Here is a 17,309-nt window from a genome sequence, read left to right on the forward strand (position 1 = left end):
CCGGGCTGGCGGCAATGTCGGCCGGCATTTCCCTTGTGGCAAAAAAATTCCGGCGATCTGTCGGATGATGGCCGGGAACCACGTCCTTGGGACGCCGACACGATGATGCCGGCTTCAACCAGGGAGAGTGCATCATGTCCATTCTGTCATCCATAGGCCGCATCGCGACCCGTTACTCTGCGAGCCGCGCCCGTTACCGCAGCGAGCGCGCGCTGCTTTCACTGCCGATCGAATTGCGTAAGGACATCGGCTGGCCCGAAATCCTCGACGCGCAAAACGACCGTCATCTTGCCACGGCAACCACGTTGACCAAGGTAATATGAAGGCGGACCGCCGGTCCGTGGCCTGAGCGTTGATCTTGGCGTTCGAAAAAAATTCGGCGGCCATGTAGGATTGCCGCCGCCTCGTTCGTCCTTTGGCTGGCAAGGCCAACCAAACGCAAAGAGGAGCAAGACATGAACGACCAGCCCCAAACCCAGCCCACGGCGAAAGTCCTCGGCGGCTTGACGCCCTATCTTCAGCTGGATGGCGCCTTCAAGGCTTCAGAATTCTATCAAAAGGCCTTCGGCGCCGAGCAGGTCTTCTTCTACCCGCCGGATGAGCAGGGTCGCACCATGCATATCCATCTGCATATCAACGGTTCGACGCTGATGATTTCCGACTTCTACCCCGAGCATGGCATGTCCGCCGTGAAGCCGCAGGGCTACACCATGCAGCTTCATCTCGGCAGCGACGACATCGACGCCTGGTGGCAGCGCGCTGTCGACGCGGGCTGCGAGGTCGTCATGCCGCTGCAGGTGATGTTCTGGGGCGATCAGTGGGGCAATATGCGCGATCCGTTCGGCGTGGAGTGGGCGATGAACGCGCCGGTGAAGAAAGCCTAAGGAGGAGACCAAAATGTCCTATGTCGATGGGTTCGTACTTGCCGTGCCCAAGGCAAATCTCGATGCCTACAAGAAAATGGCGCAAATGGGCGGCATCGTCTGGAAAGAGCATGGCGCGCTCGCCTATGTCGAATGCATCGGCGACGACGTGCCTTATGGCGAGGTCACCTCGTTTCCGCGCGCCGTGCAGGCCAAGGACGACGAGATCGTCGTCTTTTCGTGGGTCGTCTATGAATCTCGAGAAAGCCGCGATGCGGTGATGGCCAAGGTGATGGCCGACGCGCGCCTGAAGAGCGACTGGTCGACGATGCCGTTCGACGGCAAGCGCATGATCTTCGGCGGCTTCCAGCCTTTCATGGAGCTGTAGCACCACTTAGGGTAGGTCGAGATTGAGGTCAGGCCGGCCTCACCTCAATATCGGCCTACCCCAGCCGGTCGAGCAGCGGCTTCAGCCGATCGCCATAGCGCTTCCACAGATCGACCGAGCCCTGATACATCGGCTGGCGCACCTGCGCGGCCGAGGCTGTGCGCACGGGGCGGTCGGTCTCGTGGAAAGACAGCACTTTATCGTCCCAAGGCAGGCCGAGATGGGCGATCAATGCCCGCGTCTGGCCTTCCTGGTCGGCAACGAAATCCTCATAGCGCACGTCATGCACGACACCGGGCAACACGCTGCGCCAATGCGCCATGATGTCGGTGTAGAGATTGTGGAAGTCGGCGAGCTCGCCGAGATCGTAGCCATAGCGGTGGCTGTCGCCGCGGAAATGCACCTTGTAGATCGACAGGCAGGTCGCCGCCGCATCGCGCGCGCAATGGATGATCCTGGCCTTCGGCAGCATCATGTGGATGAAGCCTATCAGCAGGAAGTTGCCTGGCATCTTGTCGGTGACATGGCGGACATGCGGATAGCGGGCATGCAGCATCTCGAGATAGGCCTGTCCGGCCTCGGCAAAATCCGCGTCGGATACATCCGATACTCCCCACGGGAAGCCACCCGGCATGGTCGACGGAAACTGCTTGCCGACCACCGTCTTCAAAATACTGAGCTCGCCCGCGCCATAGACCTGCGGATGGCTGGCGATGATCTGTTCGACCAGCGTCGTGCCCGAACGCGGCATGCCGACGACGAAGATCGGCGCGTCATCGGCGATTGAACTTGGCTTGTGTCTTTCAAAAAAGCTGGCATCGAACACCGACTTCATCGCATCGAACTCGGCCCGCGTCCTCACCGGATCATAGTCGATGCCCTTGCGGCGAATGGCATTGCCTTCTGCGAAATAATCAAAGGCGCGTGGATAATCTTTCAGATCGTCATTGGCCTTGCCGAGGCCGAAGGAGAGCTGCATGCGCGCCAGGCTGTCCTGCGGCGCCTTGGCGTGCTGCGCCTCCATACCGGCAAGCTCGGCGTCGCGCTCCTTCTGGCGCTTGACCTGCGTCAGCATCAGCCAGGCCCGCGCCATGCCGGGATTGACTGCCAGCGCCTGGCGGAAAAGATCGGCCGCTTCGTCGAGCTTGCCCTTTTCCATCAGCCCGACGCCCAGCCCGTGCAGCAGGTCGGCATCCTTAGGCCGGATCGTCAGCGCCTCGCGGAAGACGGCGAGCGCCTCGTCGAGCCGCCCGGCCTCCTGCAGCGTTTCGGCAAGACCGATACGGGCGCGGACGTGAAAGGGATTGCGGCCGATCGTGCCGCGGTAGATCCCTTCGGCCTCCTCGAACTGGCCGAGCTGCTTCAGCGACGAGCCGAGATTGTCGCGCGCCGCCAGCTGGTCCGGCCGGATATCCACCGCGCCGCGGAAGAAATCGACGGCCGCCGCGACGCGGCCGAGGTCGCGCATGACCGTGCCGAAATTGTTGAGGAAATCGGGATTGGTCGGCAGCAGCTGCACCGACTGTTCGAGGAGATCCATGCCCTCCTCGCTGCGCCCGGTTTGATGCAGCAGAAGCCCGAGGAAATGCGCCGCGGCCGCGTGATTGGCCTTGCGCGCCAGCACCTGCCGGTAAATCGCTTCGGCTTCTTGCCGGCGCCCGGCCTGGTGCAGTTGCAGCGCCTGCTGCACATACTGGTCGAGGCCCAGCGGCGGCTGGCCTCCAGTGCCAGACCTCGCTCCCGCGCCCGCCGCTCTTCTTTGATCTCTGTTAATGGGAAACCTGCCGTGTTTGTCCGCCTGTGGCGATCTAGGCCATCGGCGCGACAGGTTCAAGGGTTCGCGGGCCAGCCTACCGGAAATCTGCCCGCGTCAGCACGTACATGTTCTTGCGACCATGCGAATAGGCTTCCCGCGCGACATCCTGGATCGACGAGCGCTTCGCATCGAACGCGCTGAGATATTCGGCTTCTGCTCCGGTCGTGGCCGGACTTGCCGCCGAAAGCGCGGCAACCTCGACGAAGAATGGCACTTCGAACATGCCGTCATGGCCGGTGAAACGAATGCGCTTTGCCGCCGCGTCATAGGAGCGGCTGGGATTGGGGAAATTGAGCGTCATCATCGACCTCCCTGGTGGACGTCAGATCAGCCGGTTGCTTTCGGCAATCTGGCGCGCCCGCCGCAGCGTACCGTCGGTATCGGCGATCTTTCGCCTTGCTGCCTCGTCGCTTCTTATCGTCAGGCGCGCCGACATGACTTTTGGGAACTTGACTATCGGCTTGACAGTTACGGTCGGACCATCCGGCGTTTTCATGAGCCTCATAGGTTTTTTCCTTTCTAAAAAAATAAACTCAGTCGCCGGAAAAATTATTCCGGCGATCTCAATAAGAATTTTTTGATATTATTGGACCATAGCAGTTTTTTTAGAAATTTGTATGAGCTAAATTTCTGAATTAGTCGAATTCTATCAGAAATTTTCTTGAATAAACCATAATTTCGGATTAATGGTATGGGGTCAATTTTGGGCCAAGCTTGGCATCTCGCGGCGTCGGAAGTTTTCGACCCGCCAAACTCAATCCAAATCGCCGACACCCAAATTGCCGATACAAGGCGCGTGACGCATCGCTTAAGCGTGGCAAAGCGGAAACCGCTTTCCGAAACACGCCAGGCCAGAACACGCCGGGATAGAGACGTCGAGGCGCAAAATGTCTAGCCGCACTACCCATTCCATCGCGCATTTCGAGGCACCTTTCATGCTCGGCGGGCTGGAAGGAAAGTTGCCGGCAGGAGACTACGACATCGACCACGACGAAGAGCTGATTGACGGCATGTCGTGGCTTGCCTGGCGTCGTGTCGCCACCTTCATCCATCTGCCGGCAAGGACGATGAAGAGCTCGACCAGCCAGCTTGTCGCCATCGACCACGCCGAACTCGAAACAGCGCTGAAACACGACCGGGAGAACGCCGCATGATCCGCTTCCAGCAGAGTGCGCGCCCGCGCAACGACACGCCCGCGCATCTTTTCACCGTCGGCCAGACAGTCCGCATGAAAAGCCGCACCGGCCTTGTCCAGAAGACCGTGGAACTGTTCCAGATCAAGAGCAAGCTGCCGGTCAAGGACGGCTCGCCGCAGTACCGCATCCGCAGCGACCAGGAGACCCATGAGCGGGTGACCACGGAAGACAATCTCGAAGTCGCCGACGATCCGGCCACGTGAGCCAGCGACAGCAAGATTGCCGCGCCGCAACATGGAGGCATGCTTGAACTTCGTCGTCGAGTTCTATCGTTCGCGCGCCGCCACCAAAGCGATACTCGACCGGGTGCCGCTCGAAGCACCGAACCTACGTGCCGCCTTGCACGGTGCCACCGCGCTGTTCCACACGCTGGCGATGCCGCAGACCCCCGACCGCCTGCGCATTTCCGATGAGAACGGCAGTGAGCTCTATGCCGGGCCAGCGGATGGGACGTATCCAAAGGCTGGATGAGCAGCACCGCGCTCGCCCGACTACGGCACGGATCGCATTAAAGGTCACGTAACGTCGAAGCCATATAAGGGTCCGCCGGAATGAGGCTCGGTGCCCGTCCCGGCGGTATTGCGCGTGAACCCGGCAGGTCATCGCCGACCGAAGGCAGGAGGCGCATATGGACAGGCCGCGCATCATCGTGACTGCGGTGGTGTTGGCCTTGCTCGGCGCCATCGTGCCCATCGTGGCGATGTACCACTTTTCATGGGTGCTGGCAGTTCAGGAAGAACATGACCGGCTGGAGCTGTTCGCCAACCGCGCGATCGCCAGGGCCGACATATTGCTTAGGGATGCCACCGGCGCACTGCGCGAAATCGACCGGTTCACCGGCGACCGCTGCTCGGCTGGCCATATCGCCCGCATGCGGCAACTCACCATCAATACGCGCTCGATCGAAGAGATGGGCTATTTCGAAAATGGCCTGCTCAAATGCACGTCCTGGGGGTCGACCGAAGGAAGCGTCGCGCAAACCGATCCGGATTTCACCACGCGGGACGGCGTTGCCGTCACCGCTCGCATGCAGCCCGAGGCCAACCGGGACCATCCGCTGATGGCGCTGCGCTACAAGGACCACAATGTCCTTGTCGATCCCGTGCGCTTTGTCGACGTCATCGTCGATCCCGGCATCCAGCTCGCTCTGGCGACGAACAAGGGCGTCCTGCTCGGCACGCTGAACGGGCCTGATTCCGCCCGCATCGGCAAGATCATCACCGGCCCGGGCAAAGGCCTGGACGACGGCCATCTGTTCGCCACCGCACGCGGAGCGGACTGGATCGCCGTCGCAAGCGAACCGGAGAGCCAGATCGTGGACAGTGTGCGCAGGCAGCGATTGCTGCTGCTTCCGCTTGGCGCGTTCATCGCCGCCTTCGCCATCGGCTTGGTTGTCTGGCTGTCGCGACGGCGGCTGTCGCCGCTGAGAGAATTGCAGATTGCTGTGCGCAAGCGCGAATTCATCGTCCACTATCAGCCGATCGTAGAACTCAGGACCGGCAGATGCATCGGGGCGGAAGCGCTGGTGCGCTGGAGGCGCCCGGACGGCTCGCTGGTCCGGCCCGATCTCTTCATCCCGCTGGCCGAAGAGAGCGGCCTGATCGCGGCGATCACCGACCAGGTGGTCGCCCATGTGGTTCTTGACCTGAACCGGCTCCTCGTCGCCAATCGTTCCCTCCACATCGCGGTCAATCTCAGCCCGGCCGACGTCGAAACGGCAAGGATCCTTCCGGTCATCGAAAAAGCCCTGCAGCACACGGGAATTCGGCCTCGGCAGATCTGGCTGGAGGCGACGGAGCGCGGTTTTGTCAATATCGATTCAGCGCGCTCGACCCTCATCCGCGCCCGCGAGCTTGGTCACGCGGTGGCGATCGACGACTTCGGCACCGGCTATTCCAGCCTCTCCCATCTCGAAGGACTGCCGCTCGATGCGCTGAAGATCGACAAGTCCTTCATCGATACGATCGCCACGAATTCCGCCACCAGCTCCGTCACGCCGCATATCATCGACATGGCCAAGACGTTGAAGCTGAAGATCGTTGCCGAGGGCGTCGAGACGCAGGCACAGGCCGACTATCTGCTGGAGCGCGATGTCGACTATGGCCAAGGCTGGCTGTTTGCCAAGCCGATGCCCGCGGCCGAGTTCATCGCCTATTGCCGCAGGATGAAGCCGTCGGCGTAGAGGCGATCACGCGAGCAGCCCTATCTCCCCCGGCTGGGGAGATAGGAGAGCCAGCCCCTCAGCAAGGGCCGTTGTCAACCACGCGATAGTCCGCGGCACGGGCCTCGCAGGCATTGGGGAAGGTGCGCAGTTCGCCACGGCGCCTGGCGCAGACCGGAGCATATTCGCGCGTGCAGAATGTCTGCTCTTCGCCACCGCCACCGCCACCGTCACGGCACTGGCCATCGCGGATGATGCGGTATCCGGCCCGCTCTGCAAGGCAGGTATTGGCGAAGGTCTGGCGGTCGCCGCCGCGCCGGGCGCAGACCGGGTCATACTGCTTGGTGCAGAATTGCGGTCCAGGCCTTGGCGGACGGTATCCCGGCCCCTCATCCACCACCACGGTGCAGGCTGCAAGAACTGCCGACAACAACAGAACGGCAAAACCTTGCCGCGAAAAGATTGCCGCAAGAAATCTCATGACTATTTCTCCCTCGATCCCCGCTCTGGCGCAAAACGCGCTCCACTCTAGTGTTGTGACTCCGAAAATCTATTTTCGGAAAGGATCACGCGCAAAATCAACTGCCAACGCCGATCCTCGCCATTCCATCGGCAAATGCAATCCCGTTTCTGGGCGGCTGCCGGAAACAACCGAACGCATCGCGCTTACTGGACCATGCGTGGCCGGGTTCTGGCCGATGACCGCGCAAAGACCCGGCTCTATCGATGCGATGCGTCGGGCCGGCCAATGGGTGGCCCGCGGCTCGATCTTGCAACCATCACGTTTCCGTGCGATAAATTTTGTGTTCGGGCATTTGCGACCCGGAGAGCGGAACGTTTTGGACGACCTTTCCCCGATACTGTGAATCTCTGACGGCCCCGTTTTTCGGCGGGGGGTTTGACCATGCGCCAATGCATGACTGCCGAAACAACCACCGGGACTTGCCCACGGCGCCAGGCGGCGGGCAAACCACAAGACTGACACGGGTGAAGGAGTTTCCCCAATGGCCCAGACCGGCACCGTTAAATTCTTCAACGCTACCAAAGGCTTCGGCTTCATCACGCCAGACGGCGGCGCCAAGGACGTGTTCGTCCACATCTCGGCGATCGAGGCTTCGGGCCTGCGCACCCTCGTCGACGGCCAGAAGGTCACCTTCGACGTCGAGCCCGACCGCATGGGCAAGGGTCCGAAGGCGGTCAACCTCCGCGCGGCCTGAGCCGTCAGCGCGTCGCACGTTCGTTCGGACATGCGAGGAGCGCCGACGGGTCGCTCCAGGGCCTTGAACCGGCTCGCGGAGCCGGATGCGAGTTTTCGAAGGCGCGGCGGTTTTCGTCGCGCCTTTTTCATGTCCCGATGCACGCCGCGCAAAAAGTGCGCTGCGGTCTTGCGATAACGGCATGCAAAAAATGCCTGCCGGCGCCCGCAAAACTTTCTCTTGCCGATAGCGCTAAAATAAAGGACAAATTTCCACTCGGGCATTTGCCGGCCCGAGACTGGACATGATGGGATCAAAGGAGCTTCCCATGCCGCAGACCGGCACCGTCAAATTCTTCAATCATGCCAAGGGCTTCGGCTTCATCACGCCGGATGATGGCGCAAAGGATGTCTTCGTCCATATTTCGGCCGTGCAGGCGTCGGGTCTTCCCGGTCTTGAGGATGGGCAGAAAGTGACATTCGACACCGAGCCGGACAAGCGCGGCAAGGGTCCGAAAGCCGTCAACCTGTCGGTCGGCTGAGCCGGCCCACGACAGCCGAACGGCTCCCGCGAACAGGCTCGCTCTCCATGAGCGTGCGATATTTGCCGCCCGTGCCACGGCCGATCGCATGATTTCGGCCCGCCAATTTCGTTCAGCCCCCGTTCAGCCACGGTCGCCTATTGTCTTCGGTAAAGCCGGACCGCATCCCCACTACCGGGCCGGCACGAAGGAGACCGATATGAATCGAATTTTCAAGACCGCCATCCTGTCCGCCGCCGTCGTCGCAACCACGCTGGCGACGTTGCCTGCGGCCAGCGCCGATGATTGGCGTCACCGCCATGGCAATGGCGACGCCGTCGCCGCTGGCGTCGTCGGCCTCGCGGCCGGCGCCCTGATCGCTGGCGCGCTCAGCAATCCGCAGCCGAGCTACTACGACCCCGGCTATGACGATTATGGTCGCTATCCGCAGCCGCGCCCGGCCCCGGTGCGCCGCTACTACGTGGAGCCGCGGGTCGCCTATAATGACGGCTACGCTGAACCATGGACCCGTGGCTGGTACGAATACTGTTCGGATCGCTACCGCAGCTTCAATGCCCGCACGGGTACGTTCACCGGCTACGATGGCGAACAGCATTTCTGCACCGCCAACTAAACCAAAGGCCTCCCTGCCCCAAAAAGCGCTGACCGCAAGGCCAGCGCTTTTTTGTATCTGGCTGACCGAACAAGTCGGCCCGCCAGCGGTGTCGGGATTCGGGTCAGGCCGGCCTCACCTGGATATCGGCACAGCCCTAGACCAGGAACGGATTGCTCCGCCGCTCCTCGCCGAAGCGGCCGCCAGGACCGTGGCCGCAGATGAAGCCGATGTCGTCGCCAAGCGGCAAAAGCTTGTTCTTGATCGAAGCGATCAGCGCTGCATGGTCACCGCCCGGCAGGTCGGTGCGCCCGACGGAGCCACGGAACAACACGTCGCCGACATGAGCGAATTTGGCCGCGCGGTTGTAGTAGACGACATGGCCCGGCGCGTGGCCGGGGCAATGAAAGACCTCGAACGCATGCTGGCCAAACGAGACGGTGTCGCCTTCGCCGAGAAAACGGTCGGGCACGCAATTGCGCACGGCATCAGTGATACCGTAAAGTTTCGCCTGGCTCTCGAGATTGGCGAGCAGCGAACGGTCGGCCTCATGCGGACCGATGATCTCGACGCCGAGCGCATCCTTCAACTCCATTGCGCCACCCGCATGGTCGATATGGCCATGTGTGATCCAGATCGCGCCGGCGGTGATCGCATTGTCCTTCAGCACTGCCACCACCTTGCCGATGTCGCCGCCCGGATCGACGACAACGCCTTGTCTGTCGTCCATGTCGAAGAGGATGGTGCAGTTCTGCTGGAAGGGCGTGACCGGCACGACACCGGCATTGAGTTGACCCATGATCGTCCTTTCGTGGCGGCGTCTCTGATGTAGGAATGCAAGCGAACAGCGTCCACCGCCATGACGGGCTGGGCTGAAATGGAAATGGGCGGCCGAAGCCGCCCATTTGAAAGCCCGGAACCGCCAAGCTTATTTCTTCATCGCATTCATGACCGCGCCGATGATGCCGGTCAGGATGGCGCCACCACCGGCACCGCCGATGATGTTTTGCAGATTAAGCGCACTGCCCAATCCGCCCGTTGCCGCTGCCGCCGCTGCCGGGTCGACCGGTGCGCCACCACCGAGCAGGCTACCGAGGATGGCCGCGCCGCCGACGCCGCCAACGGCGCCACCAAGGATCTTGGGAAGCTGACCCATCGCCGCCGTCTTGATCGCCGCGCCCACCGCCTGACCACCGATGACACCCGTAATCACCTGAATAATGATCGGAAGAAGCGTGTTCATGTCCATAGTACCAGTCCCTCCATAGCTGCCAGCCTCCCGGGCCGACAGCATCATGAGACGCCGAATTGGACGAAAGTCAAATGCAGAAGTGCTTAAATATAAGGGGCGGCCCGAAAACCGCCCCTACTTGTTAAAAAAGCTGTGACTTTCGTTATTCTGCGGCGATCGCGTGCTTGGGTTGAACGGCCGCAGAATAGTCGTTCATCAGCGTCTTGGCGATTTCGCCGACCTCGAATCGGTATGGACCGATCTCCGAAACCGGCGTCACCTCGGCTGCCGTCCCGGTCAGGAAGCACTGCTCGAAGCCTTCCAACTCTTCCGGCATGATGGCGCGCTCGATCACTTCGAGGCCGCGATCCTTGGCAAGGTCGACGACCGTACGGCGGGTAATGCCGTCGAGGAAGCAATCGGGGGTCGGCGTGTGGATCTTGCCGTCCTTGACGAAGAAGATGTTGGCGCCCGTTGCTTCGGCGACTTGCCCGCGCCAGTCGAGCATCATGGCGTCTGCATAGCCCTTGGCTTCGGCGGCATGCTTGGACATGGTGCAGATCATGTAGAGGCCGGCGGCTTTCGACTTCGATGGCGCGGTGCGCGGATCGGGGCGGCGCCATTCCGCCACGTCGAGACGGATGCCCTTCAGCTTCTGCGCGGGGTCGAAGTAACTCGGCCACTGCCAGATGGCGATGGCGCAGTTGATCCGGTTGTTCTGCGCCGAAACGCCCATCTGTTCACTGCCGCGCCAGGCGATTGGGCGCACATAGGCGTCCTGGAATCCCTGTTTCTTCAACAGCGTGCGGCAGGCATCGTCGATCTCGGCAACCGCATAGGGAATCTTGAAGCCGAGCAGGCGTGCCGATTCATGCAGGCGCTCGCTGTGCTCGGCCAGTTTGAAAATCTCGCCGCCATAGGCGCGCTCGCCCTCGAACACCGCGCTGGCATAGTGCAAGCCGTGGGTCAGGACGTGGATCTTGGCGTCGGCCCATTTGACGAACTCGCCGTTGATCCAGATAGAGCCATCCATTTGGTCGAAGGGAACGGATGCCATGGTAACCTCCCGCGGGCGACAGCCCGCATATCATTGTGTCGTTGCGTTTTTCGTGTCGGCCGCACCGGGCGGCCCATTTCTCAAAGCGTAGGGTGCCTCGAAGCGTAAGCGGATATTTGAGGTCTGGCAAACTCAGGAAGTTCCGGAAAAACGGTCTTCCCTTGCCTTTTCGTTCGCAATCCGCCGAAAAGCTTGTCAAAAATTACCATCGCCGGAAAATTACGTCAATAGTGCTGACATAATTTCCTGTTTCCATCGGAGAAATGATGACGGATCGCAGCCCCCCAGCCGGAAAACCGATCAGGACGGCGATCGCCGACGAGGACGGCATCGACTTCGCCATCATCGAATTGTTCTTTTTCGCCTATCGCGATTTCACCTCCGATCCGGACCAGATCCTCGCCGACTACGGGTTCGGCCGCGCCCATCACCGGGTCCTGCATTTCGTCAATCGCAGGCCGGGCCTGACGGTCGCCGAACTGCTCGATGTCCTGAAAATCACCAAGCAGAGCCTGGCGCGTGTGCTCAAACAATTGATCGACACCGACCATGTCGTCCAGTTGCAGGGCCCACGCGACCGCCGGCAGCGCGAACTTTACCCCACCGCCAAGGGTCGGGCGCTGGCACTGGCTCTGGCGCGGCCACAGTCGCGCCGCATCCGTGCTGCATTGGAAGATTCCGGAGCCAGCGAACGCGCCTTGATCGAACGCTTTCTGGAAGCGATGGTCGATCCGGAACTAAGGGCGCAGATCGACATTGTGCCCGCAAAAATGTCAGGGAAAAGCCATGGAGACCATTGAAAAGGTTGATCAGCCGGCAGCACCGGACGACGATGCACCGCATCTGCTGGTGGTCGATGACGACACCCGTATCCGCAATCTTCTCAAGCAATATCTGACCGAAAACGGCTTTCGCGTCACAGTTGCCGGAAATTCCGGCGAGGCGCGGCGCAAGCTTGCCGGCCTCGACTTCGATCTGCTCGTGCTCGATGTCATGATGCCGGGCGAAACCGGCGTCGACCTCACCAAGGCGCTCAGAGCCGAAAAGAATGTGCCCATCCTCATGCTTACCGCGCTGTCGGAAACCGACAGCCGCATCACCGGGCTTGAGGCCGGCGCCGACGACTATCTGCCGAAGCCTTTCGATCCGCGCGAATTGATCCTGCGCATCAACAACATCCTGCGCCGCGGTGGCCCGGCGACGACACCGAAGGTCGAGCAGCTGGTCTTCGGCCCCTACACGTTCCAGATCGCCCGGCGGGAGCTCAAGCGCGGCGGCGAGACCCTCAAGCTGACCGACCGCGAACAGGAGATCCTGGCGATCTTCGCCGCGCGGGCGGGCGAGACGATACCGCGCCATGAACTTGTCGGCGACGATTCGGAAGTCGGCGAGCGCACGATCGACGTCCAGATCAACCGGCTGCGCCGCAAGATCGAACGCGACCCGTCCAATCCGGTCTGGCTGCAGACCGTGCGCGGTATTGGGTATCGGCTCAGCGTGGAATAGACTGCCGCCACAGCCTCTTGTTGAGCGGCTGCAGATGAGCAAAAAGGGCGAATGGCGACCACGCAACTGGAACGGCCGGGAGATAACGGCTTGAGCGCACGCGCCACGCGGGCGCTCAAGGCCATGCCGCGCGCCTGGAACCGGTTCTGGCGGTACGTTGCGCTTTACATGCCCAAGCGGCTCTATGCCCGCTCGCTGATCATCGTCATCGCGCCGATGATCCTGCTGCAATCGGTCGTCGCCTTTGTCTTCATGGAACGCCATTGGCAGACCGTTACCCAGCGCCTGTCGCAGGCCACTGTTCGCGACATTGCCGCGATCGTCGACCTGATCGAAACCTATCCGCGCGACGCCGACTACGCCAACGTCATCCGCATCGCCCAGGATCGCATGCAGTTGAAGGTCGATCTGCTGCCGCCCGACCCGTTGCCGCCGCCCGGTCCAAAACCTTTCTTCTCGATCCTCGATGAGATCCTCTCGTCCGAGATCACGCGCCAGATCAACCGTCCGTTCTGGATCGATACGGTCGGCAATTCCAACATCGTCGAGGTCCGCGTCCAGCTCGAGGGCAAGGTGCTGCGCGTTTTCGTGCGCCGCAGCCAGGCCTATGCATCGAACACCCATATTTTCCTGATCTGGATGGTCGGCACCTCGCTGGTGCTGCTGATGATCGCCATCCCCTTCCTGCGCAACCAGATCCGGCCGATCCTGACGCTGGCCGAGGCCGCCGAGAGTTTCGGCAAGGGCCGGCCGATGCCGCGCGATTTCCGTCCGCGCGGCGCCGAGGAGGTGCGCCGCGCCGGCTTTGCCTTCATCCAGATGCGCGAGCGCATCGAACGCCAGCTCGAGCAGCGCACCGCCATGCTGACCGGCGTCAGCCACGATCTCAGAACCATCCTCACCCGCTTCAAGCTGCAGCTTGCGCTGACCGGAACCAAGGCCGACACCGAGGCGCTTGGCCAGGACATCGACGACATGCAGTCGATGCTGGAAGGCTATCTCGCCTTTGCCCGCGGCGAAGCGACGGAGGACACCGGCCGTTTCGATCTTGCGGCCTATTTCGACAAGCTCGGCGAGGAGGCCACGCTGCGCAAGCGCAAGCTGTCGACCACGCTTGCCGGCGATCCGCATGTCCATGTACGGCCGCGCGCCTTCGCGCGGTTGCTGTCCAATGTCGTCGGCAACGCCTTCCGTTATGCCCAGACGGTGGAGATCAAGGCCGACCATGGCCGCGGCTCGCTGCTCGTCACCATCGACGATGACGGTCCGGGCATCCCGGCCCACAAGCGCGAGGAGGTGTTCAAGCCGTTCGTGCGGCTTGACGAGGCCCGCAACCTCGACGCCAGCGGCACCGGGCTTGGCCTCGCCATCGCACGCGATATCGCCCGCAGCCATGGCGGCGACATCATGCTGGACGACAGCCCGCTCGGGGGCTTGCGTGCCGTCATCAAGGTGCCGGCCTGACCTGCCTGGTGGCATTCCGGAGTGTGCTTACGGGTCTCCCTTTCATCCGCCCGTCATGAAACCATGCTGAAGAGCGCGCATGAAGCGCGCGACCTCTATCGATTCGACCCCTCGGCATCGATTCGACCCCGTGCCCGCCAGGGTGCGCTGGAGCGAGGTGCGCCGGAGCGAAGCGAGAGTCGCGGCCTTGTCGCCATTCAGGCATCGCGCCAAGGCAACCGACGACTTCCTGGGCAAGGGGCCGCCATGCGCATCCTGATGGTCACCGACGCCTGGCGCCCGCAAGTCAATGGCGTCGTCCATACGCTGGAGCGGCTTTCCGAGACCCTGAAGTCCTTCGACGTCGAAGCGGACTTCCTGACCCCGAACATCTTCCGCACCCTGCCCTTGCCGACCTACCCAGACATCAGGCTGGCATTGACGACGCCGGGGCATGTCGCGCGCCTGATTGCCGAGCGCAAGGCGGATCATATCCACATCGTCACCGAAGGCCCGCTCGGCATCATGGCGCGGCGCTACTGCCGCAACACGGGCCGGCCGTTCACGACGAGCTATCACACGCGCTTTCCCGAATATCTGAGCGCGCGCTTGCCCGTGCCGGAAGCCTGGGCCTATCGCTGGCTTCGCGATTTCCACAATTCCGGGCAAGGCACGCTGGTCGCCACCCAGTCGCTGGCCGACGATCTTGCCGCGCGCGGCTTCACCAAGCTGAGGCCATGGACGCGCGGCGTCGACACCGACCATTTCCGGCCGGACAAGAGGAAGGATCTGGGTCTCGAGGGACCGATCTTCCTCTGTGTCGGCCGCGTCGCCATTGAAAAGAACCTGAGTGCGTTCCTCGACCTCGAATTGCCGGGCAGCAAGGTGATCGTCGGCGAAGGCCCGGAACTGGCCAAGCTCAAGGCGAAATATCCGCAAGCCCATTTCCTCGGCCACCGACCGAACGACGAATTGGCCGAAATCTATGCCTCGGCCGATGTCTTCGTCTTCCCCAGCCGCACCGACACCTTCGGCAACGTCATCATCGAGGCGCTGGCCAGCGGCACGCCGGTCGCCGCCTATCCGGTCACCGGCCCGATCGATATTGTCGGCGACGGCATTGGCGGCGCCGTAGCGGAGGATTTGCGGCAGGCAGCGCTTGCCGCCCTTCACGTCGACCGTGCCGAGGCGCGCCAGCGCGCGATGCGCTACAGCTGGAAAGCCTGCGCGGAAATGTTTCTCGACACGGTCGAGGAAGCCCTGGGCACGACACGCAAGCTCGCTGCCTGAGAAGGCCTCGTTAGAACAGCCGCCCGCCGTCAGGCACCCTGCGCTCGATCGCGCCCAGAACCACGGCGCCTTCCTCGTCGGGAAAGCCAAGCGTCAGCACTTCCGACATGAACGGCCCGATCTGTCGCGGCGGGAAATTGACCACCGCGAACACCTGCCGGCCGATCAATGTCTCGGGCGCATAGTACTTGGTGATCTGCGCCGACGATTTCTTCACCCCGATGTCGGCGCCGAAATCGATCTTCAGCTTGAATGCCGGCTTGCGCGCCTCGGGGAACGGCTCGGCCTCGACGATCGTGCCGGCACGGATATCGACACGGTCGAAATCCGCGAAGCTGATCTCGGGCTTGCGCTGGCTGCTGGAACTCATCGAGGATCAGGCGTTTCCATAGGTCTCGAACAGGACGCCGGCCAGCGCATCCTTGGCCGAGGTTCCCGACCAGACGACGAACTGGAAGGACTGGAAATAGCATTCGCAGGCCTCCAGCGCCGACGACAGCAGCACCTCGACCTGCTGGCTCGACGGCTCGACCCCGCCGGCAAGCAGCAGCGACTGGCGGAACATGATCGCGCCCTCCTGCTCCCAGAGGTCGAAATGGCCAAACAGCATCTGCTCGTTGATCAGCGACAAGAGCCGCATCACTTCGAGCGCGCGGGCCTCCGGCACCTTGATGTCGAAGGCGCAGGCCAGATGCAGCGCCTCGAAATCCTCCATCCACGAGAATGAGACGTGATAGTCGGTCCAGCTTCCGGCAACCGAGATCGAAATCTCGTCGTCGCCGGCCCGCTCGAAGGACCAGTCATTGTTGTGAGCCACCTGCTCGATGACATCCACCGGATGGATTTCGCGGGAAAATTCGAGTTCGAGAAGTTCCATGAATGCTTCCTGTCGTTCCTTCGCATCGGCCCGAAACCGGTTCGATGCGAACGTTCAAAGTTCTAGAGCGTACTTTGTGCGTCCAAGTGGATGCACTTCGCTCCAGTGAGCGCCACACGCTCCGCGGGGCACACTCGACGAACAATCTTGTCTAGAACTCGGACGGCCAGGACTTCTCAACGCAAAGACCCTGACCGGACCCCACCGCCCGGCGCATGACCCTGCTCCGAATCATGCAACAAATTCAGTCTATTGATCGGGAGTCGCCTGACCAGCCCAATTTTTCGCACTGCGTTATCAGCATGTGGAAAGGCACTGTCACAAAGATTCACGCAATGCCGGTAAGCGATTCACGACAAAGCGCTTTTTGCGATTGCGCTTTGTGGAAAAGTTTAGCGAATTTTTTTGATTATTTTTTTGGACGTGGCTTGGCCGCGGTGGCAGGTGCGGCCTGTCCGGTCAATTCGGCCAGTTTGGCCTCGAGCGCTTCGATGCGGGCAGCGAGGCGGGTGTTTTCTTCCCTGGCCTTCGCCGCCATGTCGCGGGCGGCCTCGAACTCCTCGCGCTGCACCACGTCCATGGAGTTCAGAACGCGCTCGGCCTGCCCCTTGAAGGCGGTCTCCACTTCGCGTCGTACCCCTTGTGCCGCACCCGCGGCGTCGGTCATCAGCTTGGCGAATTCGTCGAGAATGCGGTTCGGTCCGGTCGACATGGCAAATCCTCGCTTGCTCGACTTGACGTAGTGGCGCACGGCGCCGAATGCAAGAACGTTGAGGCTGCTGCGTCATCAAGTCGGATGCAATTTGATCTGACCCGACAAGCCATAGCTGCTACCATCACAAGGAAAAGCATTTTGACGGGAGTCTGCAATGGCTACCAGTGCGGATTTGGACCTGCGTCTTGCCGCAATTGCCGCGGCGCTTGCCAGAGGCGTCAGCGACGCCGACGCAGGGCGTGTCAGGCCAGCCGACAACGTGCTTGATCGCCTGGAGGTCAAATACAAGGCATTGGCCGAGACCAGGCGTTGAGGCGGCAGGACAGCACGATTTGCCGCTTCCCGAAGCCGTATTTGCCGCGCTAGCGCCGCCTTGACCGTGCCAAAACCCTGCCGCATGGTCCGCGCCCGAACGTGATCGCAACCGGGAGATCCTT

26 protein-coding genes are annotated in these 17,309 nt (G+C 61.8%); 17 read left to right on the top strand and 9 right to left on the bottom strand.

Annotation, left to right across the window (positions count from 1 at the left end):
- The first annotated feature begins 134 nt into the window (after nt 1-134).
- The 3 genes from MESS2_RS26435 (at nt 135) to MESS2_RS26445 (ending at nt 1,251) form a co-directional block, all read left to right on the top strand.
- Complete coding sequence (locus MESS2_RS26435) at nt 135-323, top strand: hypothetical protein (RefSeq protein WP_008877656.1); 189 nt, start codon at nt 135-137, stop codon at nt 321-323.
- A 132-nt stretch (nt 324-455) separates the two neighbouring features.
- On the top strand, nt 456-884 hold the full coding sequence (locus tag MESS2_RS26440) for a VOC family protein (RefSeq protein WP_008877657.1): 429 nt from the start codon (nt 456-458) through the stop codon (nt 882-884).
- A 13-nt stretch (nt 885-897) separates the two neighbouring features.
- The gene (locus MESS2_RS26445; RefSeq protein ID WP_008877658.1) at nt 898-1,251 is read left to right on the top strand and encodes a DUF1428 domain-containing protein; all 354 of its coding nucleotides are present in this window, start codon (nt 898-900) and stop codon (nt 1,249-1,251) included.
- Between the two features lie 55 nt (nt 1,252-1,306).
- On the opposite strand, the gene MESS2_RS26450 is transcribed toward MESS2_RS26445, so the two are convergent.
- Both MESS2_RS26450 and MESS2_RS26455 read right to left on the bottom strand, forming a co-directional pair.
- Entirely contained in the window at nt 1,307-2,941 is a 1,635-nt protein-coding gene (locus tag MESS2_RS26450; RefSeq protein ID WP_008877659.1) for a tetratricopeptide repeat-containing sulfotransferase family protein, read from the bottom strand.
- Between the two features lie 160 nt (nt 2,942-3,101).
- Complete coding sequence (locus tag MESS2_RS26455; RefSeq protein WP_008877660.1) at nt 3,102-3,368, bottom strand: DUF1488 family protein; 267 nt, start codon at nt 3,366-3,368, stop codon at nt 3,102-3,104.
- Here MESS2_RS26455 and MESS2_RS32490 point away from each other — a divergent pair.
- The 5 genes from MESS2_RS32490 (at nt 3,358) to MESS2_RS26480 (ending at nt 6,445) form a co-directional block, all read left to right on the top strand.
- Complete coding sequence (locus MESS2_RS32490; RefSeq protein ID WP_157357857.1) at nt 3,358-3,648, top strand: hypothetical protein; 291 nt, start codon at nt 3,358-3,360, stop codon at nt 3,646-3,648. The two genes, MESS2_RS26455 and MESS2_RS32490, sit on opposite strands and share 11 nt — an antisense overlap.
- 306 nt (nt 3,649-3,954) lie before the next feature.
- Nucleotides 3,955-4,221, top strand: coding sequence for a hypothetical protein (locus MESS2_RS26465; protein WP_008877662.1), 267 nt, complete (start codon nt 3,955-3,957; stop codon nt 4,219-4,221).
- Nucleotides 4,218-4,466 (top strand): hypothetical protein, encoded by a 249-nt coding sequence (locus MESS2_RS26470; protein ID WP_008877663.1) that lies wholly within the window; start codon nt 4,218-4,220, stop codon nt 4,464-4,466. The genes MESS2_RS26465 and MESS2_RS26470 overlap by 4 nt, the downstream gene beginning before the upstream one ends.
- Before the next feature lie 43 nt (nt 4,467-4,509).
- Nucleotides 4,510-4,734 (top strand): hypothetical protein, encoded by a 225-nt coding sequence (locus MESS2_RS26475; protein WP_008877664.1) that lies wholly within the window; start codon nt 4,510-4,512, stop codon nt 4,732-4,734.
- Between the two features lie 157 nt (nt 4,735-4,891).
- Nucleotides 4,892-6,445: an EAL domain-containing protein gene (locus MESS2_RS26480; protein ID WP_008877665.1), complete on the top strand. Its 1,554-nt coding sequence runs from the start codon at nt 4,892-4,894 to the stop codon at nt 6,443-6,445.
- Nucleotides 6,446-6,503: 58 nt separating this feature from the next.
- On the opposite strand, the gene MESS2_RS26485 is transcribed toward MESS2_RS26480, so the two are convergent.
- Complete coding sequence (locus MESS2_RS26485; RefSeq protein WP_008877666.1) at nt 6,504-6,905, bottom strand: Kazal-type serine protease inhibitor domain-containing protein; 402 nt, start codon at nt 6,903-6,905, stop codon at nt 6,504-6,506.
- Here MESS2_RS26485 and MESS2_RS32495 point away from each other — a divergent pair.
- The 4 genes from MESS2_RS32495 to MESS2_RS26500 all read left to right on the top strand — a co-directional run bounded on the left by MESS2_RS32495 (nt 6,904) and on the right by MESS2_RS26500 (nt 8,774).
- Nucleotides 6,904-7,290 (top strand): hypothetical protein, encoded by a 387-nt coding sequence (locus tag MESS2_RS32495; RefSeq protein WP_157357859.1) that lies wholly within the window; start codon nt 6,904-6,906, stop codon nt 7,288-7,290. The genes MESS2_RS26485 and MESS2_RS32495 overlap by 2 nt on opposite strands.
- A gap of 138 nt (nt 7,291-7,428) precedes the next feature.
- Entirely contained in the window at nt 7,429-7,641 is a 213-nt protein-coding gene (locus MESS2_RS26490; protein ID WP_006202520.1) for a cold-shock protein, read from the top strand.
- A 307-nt stretch (nt 7,642-7,948) separates the two neighbouring features.
- Nucleotides 7,949-8,161: a cold-shock protein gene (locus MESS2_RS26495; RefSeq protein WP_008877668.1), complete on the top strand. Its 213-nt coding sequence runs from the start codon at nt 7,949-7,951 to the stop codon at nt 8,159-8,161.
- A 199-nt stretch (nt 8,162-8,360) separates the two neighbouring features.
- A complete protein-coding gene (locus MESS2_RS26500; RefSeq protein ID WP_008877669.1) occupies nt 8,361-8,774 on the top strand; it encodes a BA14K family protein in 414 nt (137 codons plus the stop codon).
- A 136-nt stretch (nt 8,775-8,910) separates the two neighbouring features.
- On the opposite strand, the gene MESS2_RS26505 is transcribed toward MESS2_RS26500, so the two are convergent.
- The 3 genes from MESS2_RS26505 to MESS2_RS26515 form a co-directional block, all read right to left on the bottom strand.
- A complete protein-coding gene (locus tag MESS2_RS26505; protein ID WP_008877670.1) occupies nt 8,911-9,552 on the bottom strand; it encodes an MBL fold metallo-hydrolase in 642 nt (213 codons plus the stop codon).
- 129 nt (nt 9,553-9,681) lie between these two features.
- Nucleotides 9,682-10,002 carry a hypothetical protein gene (locus tag MESS2_RS26510; protein WP_006338484.1) on the bottom strand — a complete coding sequence of 107 codons (321 nt, stop codon included), beginning with the start codon at nt 10,000-10,002 and terminating at the stop codon, nt 9,682-9,684.
- 145 nt (nt 10,003-10,147) lie between these two features.
- Nucleotides 10,148-11,041, bottom strand: a complete 894-nt coding sequence (locus MESS2_RS26515; protein WP_008877671.1) for a branched-chain amino acid aminotransferase — start codon at nt 11,039-11,041, stop codon at nt 10,148-10,150.
- A 266-nt stretch (nt 11,042-11,307) separates the two neighbouring features.
- Here MESS2_RS26515 and MESS2_RS26520 point away from each other — a divergent pair, with 266 nt between their 5' ends.
- The 4 genes from MESS2_RS26520 (at nt 11,308) to MESS2_RS26535 (ending at nt 15,280) form a co-directional block, all read left to right on the top strand.
- Complete coding sequence (locus tag MESS2_RS26520; RefSeq protein WP_008877672.1) at nt 11,308-11,841, top strand: MarR family winged helix-turn-helix transcriptional regulator; 534 nt, start codon at nt 11,308-11,310, stop codon at nt 11,839-11,841.
- On the top strand, nt 11,828-12,547 hold the full coding sequence (locus MESS2_RS26525) for a response regulator (protein WP_008877673.1): 720 nt from the start codon (nt 11,828-11,830) through the stop codon (nt 12,545-12,547). Before MESS2_RS26520 ends, MESS2_RS26525 begins: the two co-directional genes overlap by 14 nt.
- A 51-nt stretch (nt 12,548-12,598) precedes the next feature.
- Nucleotides 12,599-14,011 carry an ATP-binding protein gene (locus MESS2_RS26530; protein ID WP_083918697.1) on the top strand — a complete coding sequence of 471 codons (1,413 nt, stop codon included), beginning with the start codon at nt 12,599-12,601 and terminating at the stop codon, nt 14,009-14,011.
- Between the two features lie 246 nt (nt 14,012-14,257).
- Nucleotides 14,258-15,280 (top strand): glycosyltransferase family 4 protein, encoded by a 1,023-nt coding sequence (locus MESS2_RS26535; protein WP_040594089.1) that lies wholly within the window; start codon nt 14,258-14,260, stop codon nt 15,278-15,280.
- A gap of 10 nt (nt 15,281-15,290) precedes the next feature.
- Here MESS2_RS26535 and MESS2_RS26540 read toward each other — a convergent pair whose 3' ends face one another.
- The 3 genes from MESS2_RS26540 to MESS2_RS26550 all read right to left on the bottom strand — a co-directional run bounded on the left by MESS2_RS26540 (nt 15,291) and on the right by MESS2_RS26550 (nt 16,869).
- Nucleotides 15,291-15,650, bottom strand: a complete 360-nt coding sequence (locus tag MESS2_RS26540) for a tRNA-binding protein (RefSeq protein WP_008877676.1) — start codon at nt 15,648-15,650, stop codon at nt 15,291-15,293.
- 6 nt (nt 15,651-15,656) lie between these two features.
- Complete coding sequence (locus MESS2_RS26545) at nt 15,657-16,157, bottom strand: type III secretion system chaperone family protein (RefSeq protein ID WP_006338495.1); 501 nt, start codon at nt 16,155-16,157, stop codon at nt 15,657-15,659.
- 409 nt (nt 16,158-16,566) lie between these two features.
- Nucleotides 16,567-16,869, bottom strand: a complete 303-nt coding sequence (locus MESS2_RS26550; RefSeq protein ID WP_008877677.1) for an accessory factor UbiK family protein — start codon at nt 16,867-16,869, stop codon at nt 16,567-16,569.
- Nucleotides 16,870-17,026: 157 nt separating this feature from the next.
- Here MESS2_RS26550 and MESS2_RS32500 point away from each other — a divergent pair, with 157 nt between their 5' ends.
- Nucleotides 17,027-17,185: a hypothetical protein gene (locus tag MESS2_RS32500; protein WP_157357861.1), complete on the top strand. Its 159-nt coding sequence runs from the start codon at nt 17,027-17,029 to the stop codon at nt 17,183-17,185.
- Nucleotides 17,186-17,309: the final 124 nt, after the last annotated feature.

This window comes from Mesorhizobium metallidurans STM 2683, assembly GCF_000350085.1.
Taxonomy (GTDB): Bacteria; Pseudomonadota; Alphaproteobacteria; order Rhizobiales; family Rhizobiaceae; genus Mesorhizobium; species Mesorhizobium metallidurans.

Bases quoted from the DNA above. Each gene is read 5' to 3' on its own strand.
- MESS2_RS26435 (WP_008877656.1), top strand. From the start codon at position 135: ATGTCCATTCTGTCATCCATAGGCCGCATCGCGACCCGTTACTCTGCG.
- MESS2_RS26530 (WP_083918697.1), top strand. From the start codon at position 12,599: ATGGCGACCACGCAACTGGAACGGCCGGGAGATAACGGCTTGAGCGCA.
- MESS2_RS32500 (WP_157357861.1), top strand. From the start codon at position 17,027: ATGGCTACCAGTGCGGATTTGGACCTGCGTCTTGCCGCAATTGCCGCG.
- MESS2_RS26540 (WP_008877676.1), bottom strand. From the start codon at position 15,650: ATGAGTTCCAGCAGCCAGCGCAAGCCCGAGATCAGCTTCGCGGATTTC.
- MESS2_RS26510 (WP_006338484.1), bottom strand. From the start codon at position 10,002: ATGGACATGAACACGCTTCTTCCGATCATTATTCAGGTGATTACGGGT.
- MESS2_RS26480 (WP_008877665.1), top strand. From the start codon at position 4,892: ATGGACAGGCCGCGCATCATCGTGACTGCGGTGGTGTTGGCCTTGCTC.
- MESS2_RS26485 (WP_008877666.1), bottom strand. From the start codon at position 6,905: ATGAGATTTCTTGCGGCAATCTTTTCGCGGCAAGGTTTTGCCGTTCTG.
- MESS2_RS26490 (WP_006202520.1), top strand. From the start codon at position 7,429: ATGGCCCAGACCGGCACCGTTAAATTCTTCAACGCTACCAAAGGCTTC.
- MESS2_RS26445 (WP_008877658.1), top strand. From the start codon at position 898: ATGTCCTATGTCGATGGGTTCGTACTTGCCGTGCCCAAGGCAAATCTC.
- MESS2_RS26440 (WP_008877657.1), top strand. From the start codon at position 456: ATGAACGACCAGCCCCAAACCCAGCCCACGGCGAAAGTCCTCGGCGGC.
- MESS2_RS26470 (WP_008877663.1), top strand. From the start codon at position 4,218: ATGATCCGCTTCCAGCAGAGTGCGCGCCCGCGCAACGACACGCCCGCG.
- MESS2_RS26495 (WP_008877668.1), top strand. From the start codon at position 7,949: ATGCCGCAGACCGGCACCGTCAAATTCTTCAATCATGCCAAGGGCTTC.
- MESS2_RS26505 (WP_008877670.1), bottom strand. From the start codon at position 9,552: ATGGGTCAACTCAATGCCGGTGTCGTGCCGGTCACGCCCTTCCAGCAG.
- MESS2_RS26455 (WP_008877660.1), bottom strand. From the start codon at position 3,368: ATGACGCTCAATTTCCCCAATCCCAGCCGCTCCTATGACGCGGCGGCA.
- MESS2_RS26545 (WP_006338495.1), bottom strand. From the start codon at position 16,157: ATGGAACTTCTCGAACTCGAATTTTCCCGCGAAATCCATCCGGTGGAT.
- MESS2_RS26550 (WP_008877677.1), bottom strand. From the start codon at position 16,869: ATGTCGACCGGACCGAACCGCATTCTCGACGAATTCGCCAAGCTGATG.
- MESS2_RS26520 (WP_008877672.1), top strand. From the start codon at position 11,308: ATGACGGATCGCAGCCCCCCAGCCGGAAAACCGATCAGGACGGCGATC.
- MESS2_RS26500 (WP_008877669.1), top strand. From the start codon at position 8,361: ATGAATCGAATTTTCAAGACCGCCATCCTGTCCGCCGCCGTCGTCGCA.
- MESS2_RS26465 (WP_008877662.1), top strand. From the start codon at position 3,955: ATGTCTAGCCGCACTACCCATTCCATCGCGCATTTCGAGGCACCTTTC.
- MESS2_RS26515 (WP_008877671.1), bottom strand. From the start codon at position 11,041: ATGGCATCCGTTCCCTTCGACCAAATGGATGGCTCTATCTGGATCAAC.
- MESS2_RS26535 (WP_040594089.1), top strand. From the start codon at position 14,258: ATGCGCATCCTGATGGTCACCGACGCCTGGCGCCCGCAAGTCAATGGC.
- MESS2_RS26525 (WP_008877673.1), top strand. From the start codon at position 11,828: ATGGAGACCATTGAAAAGGTTGATCAGCCGGCAGCACCGGACGACGAT.
- MESS2_RS32495 (WP_157357859.1), top strand. From the start codon at position 6,904: ATGACTATTTCTCCCTCGATCCCCGCTCTGGCGCAAAACGCGCTCCAC.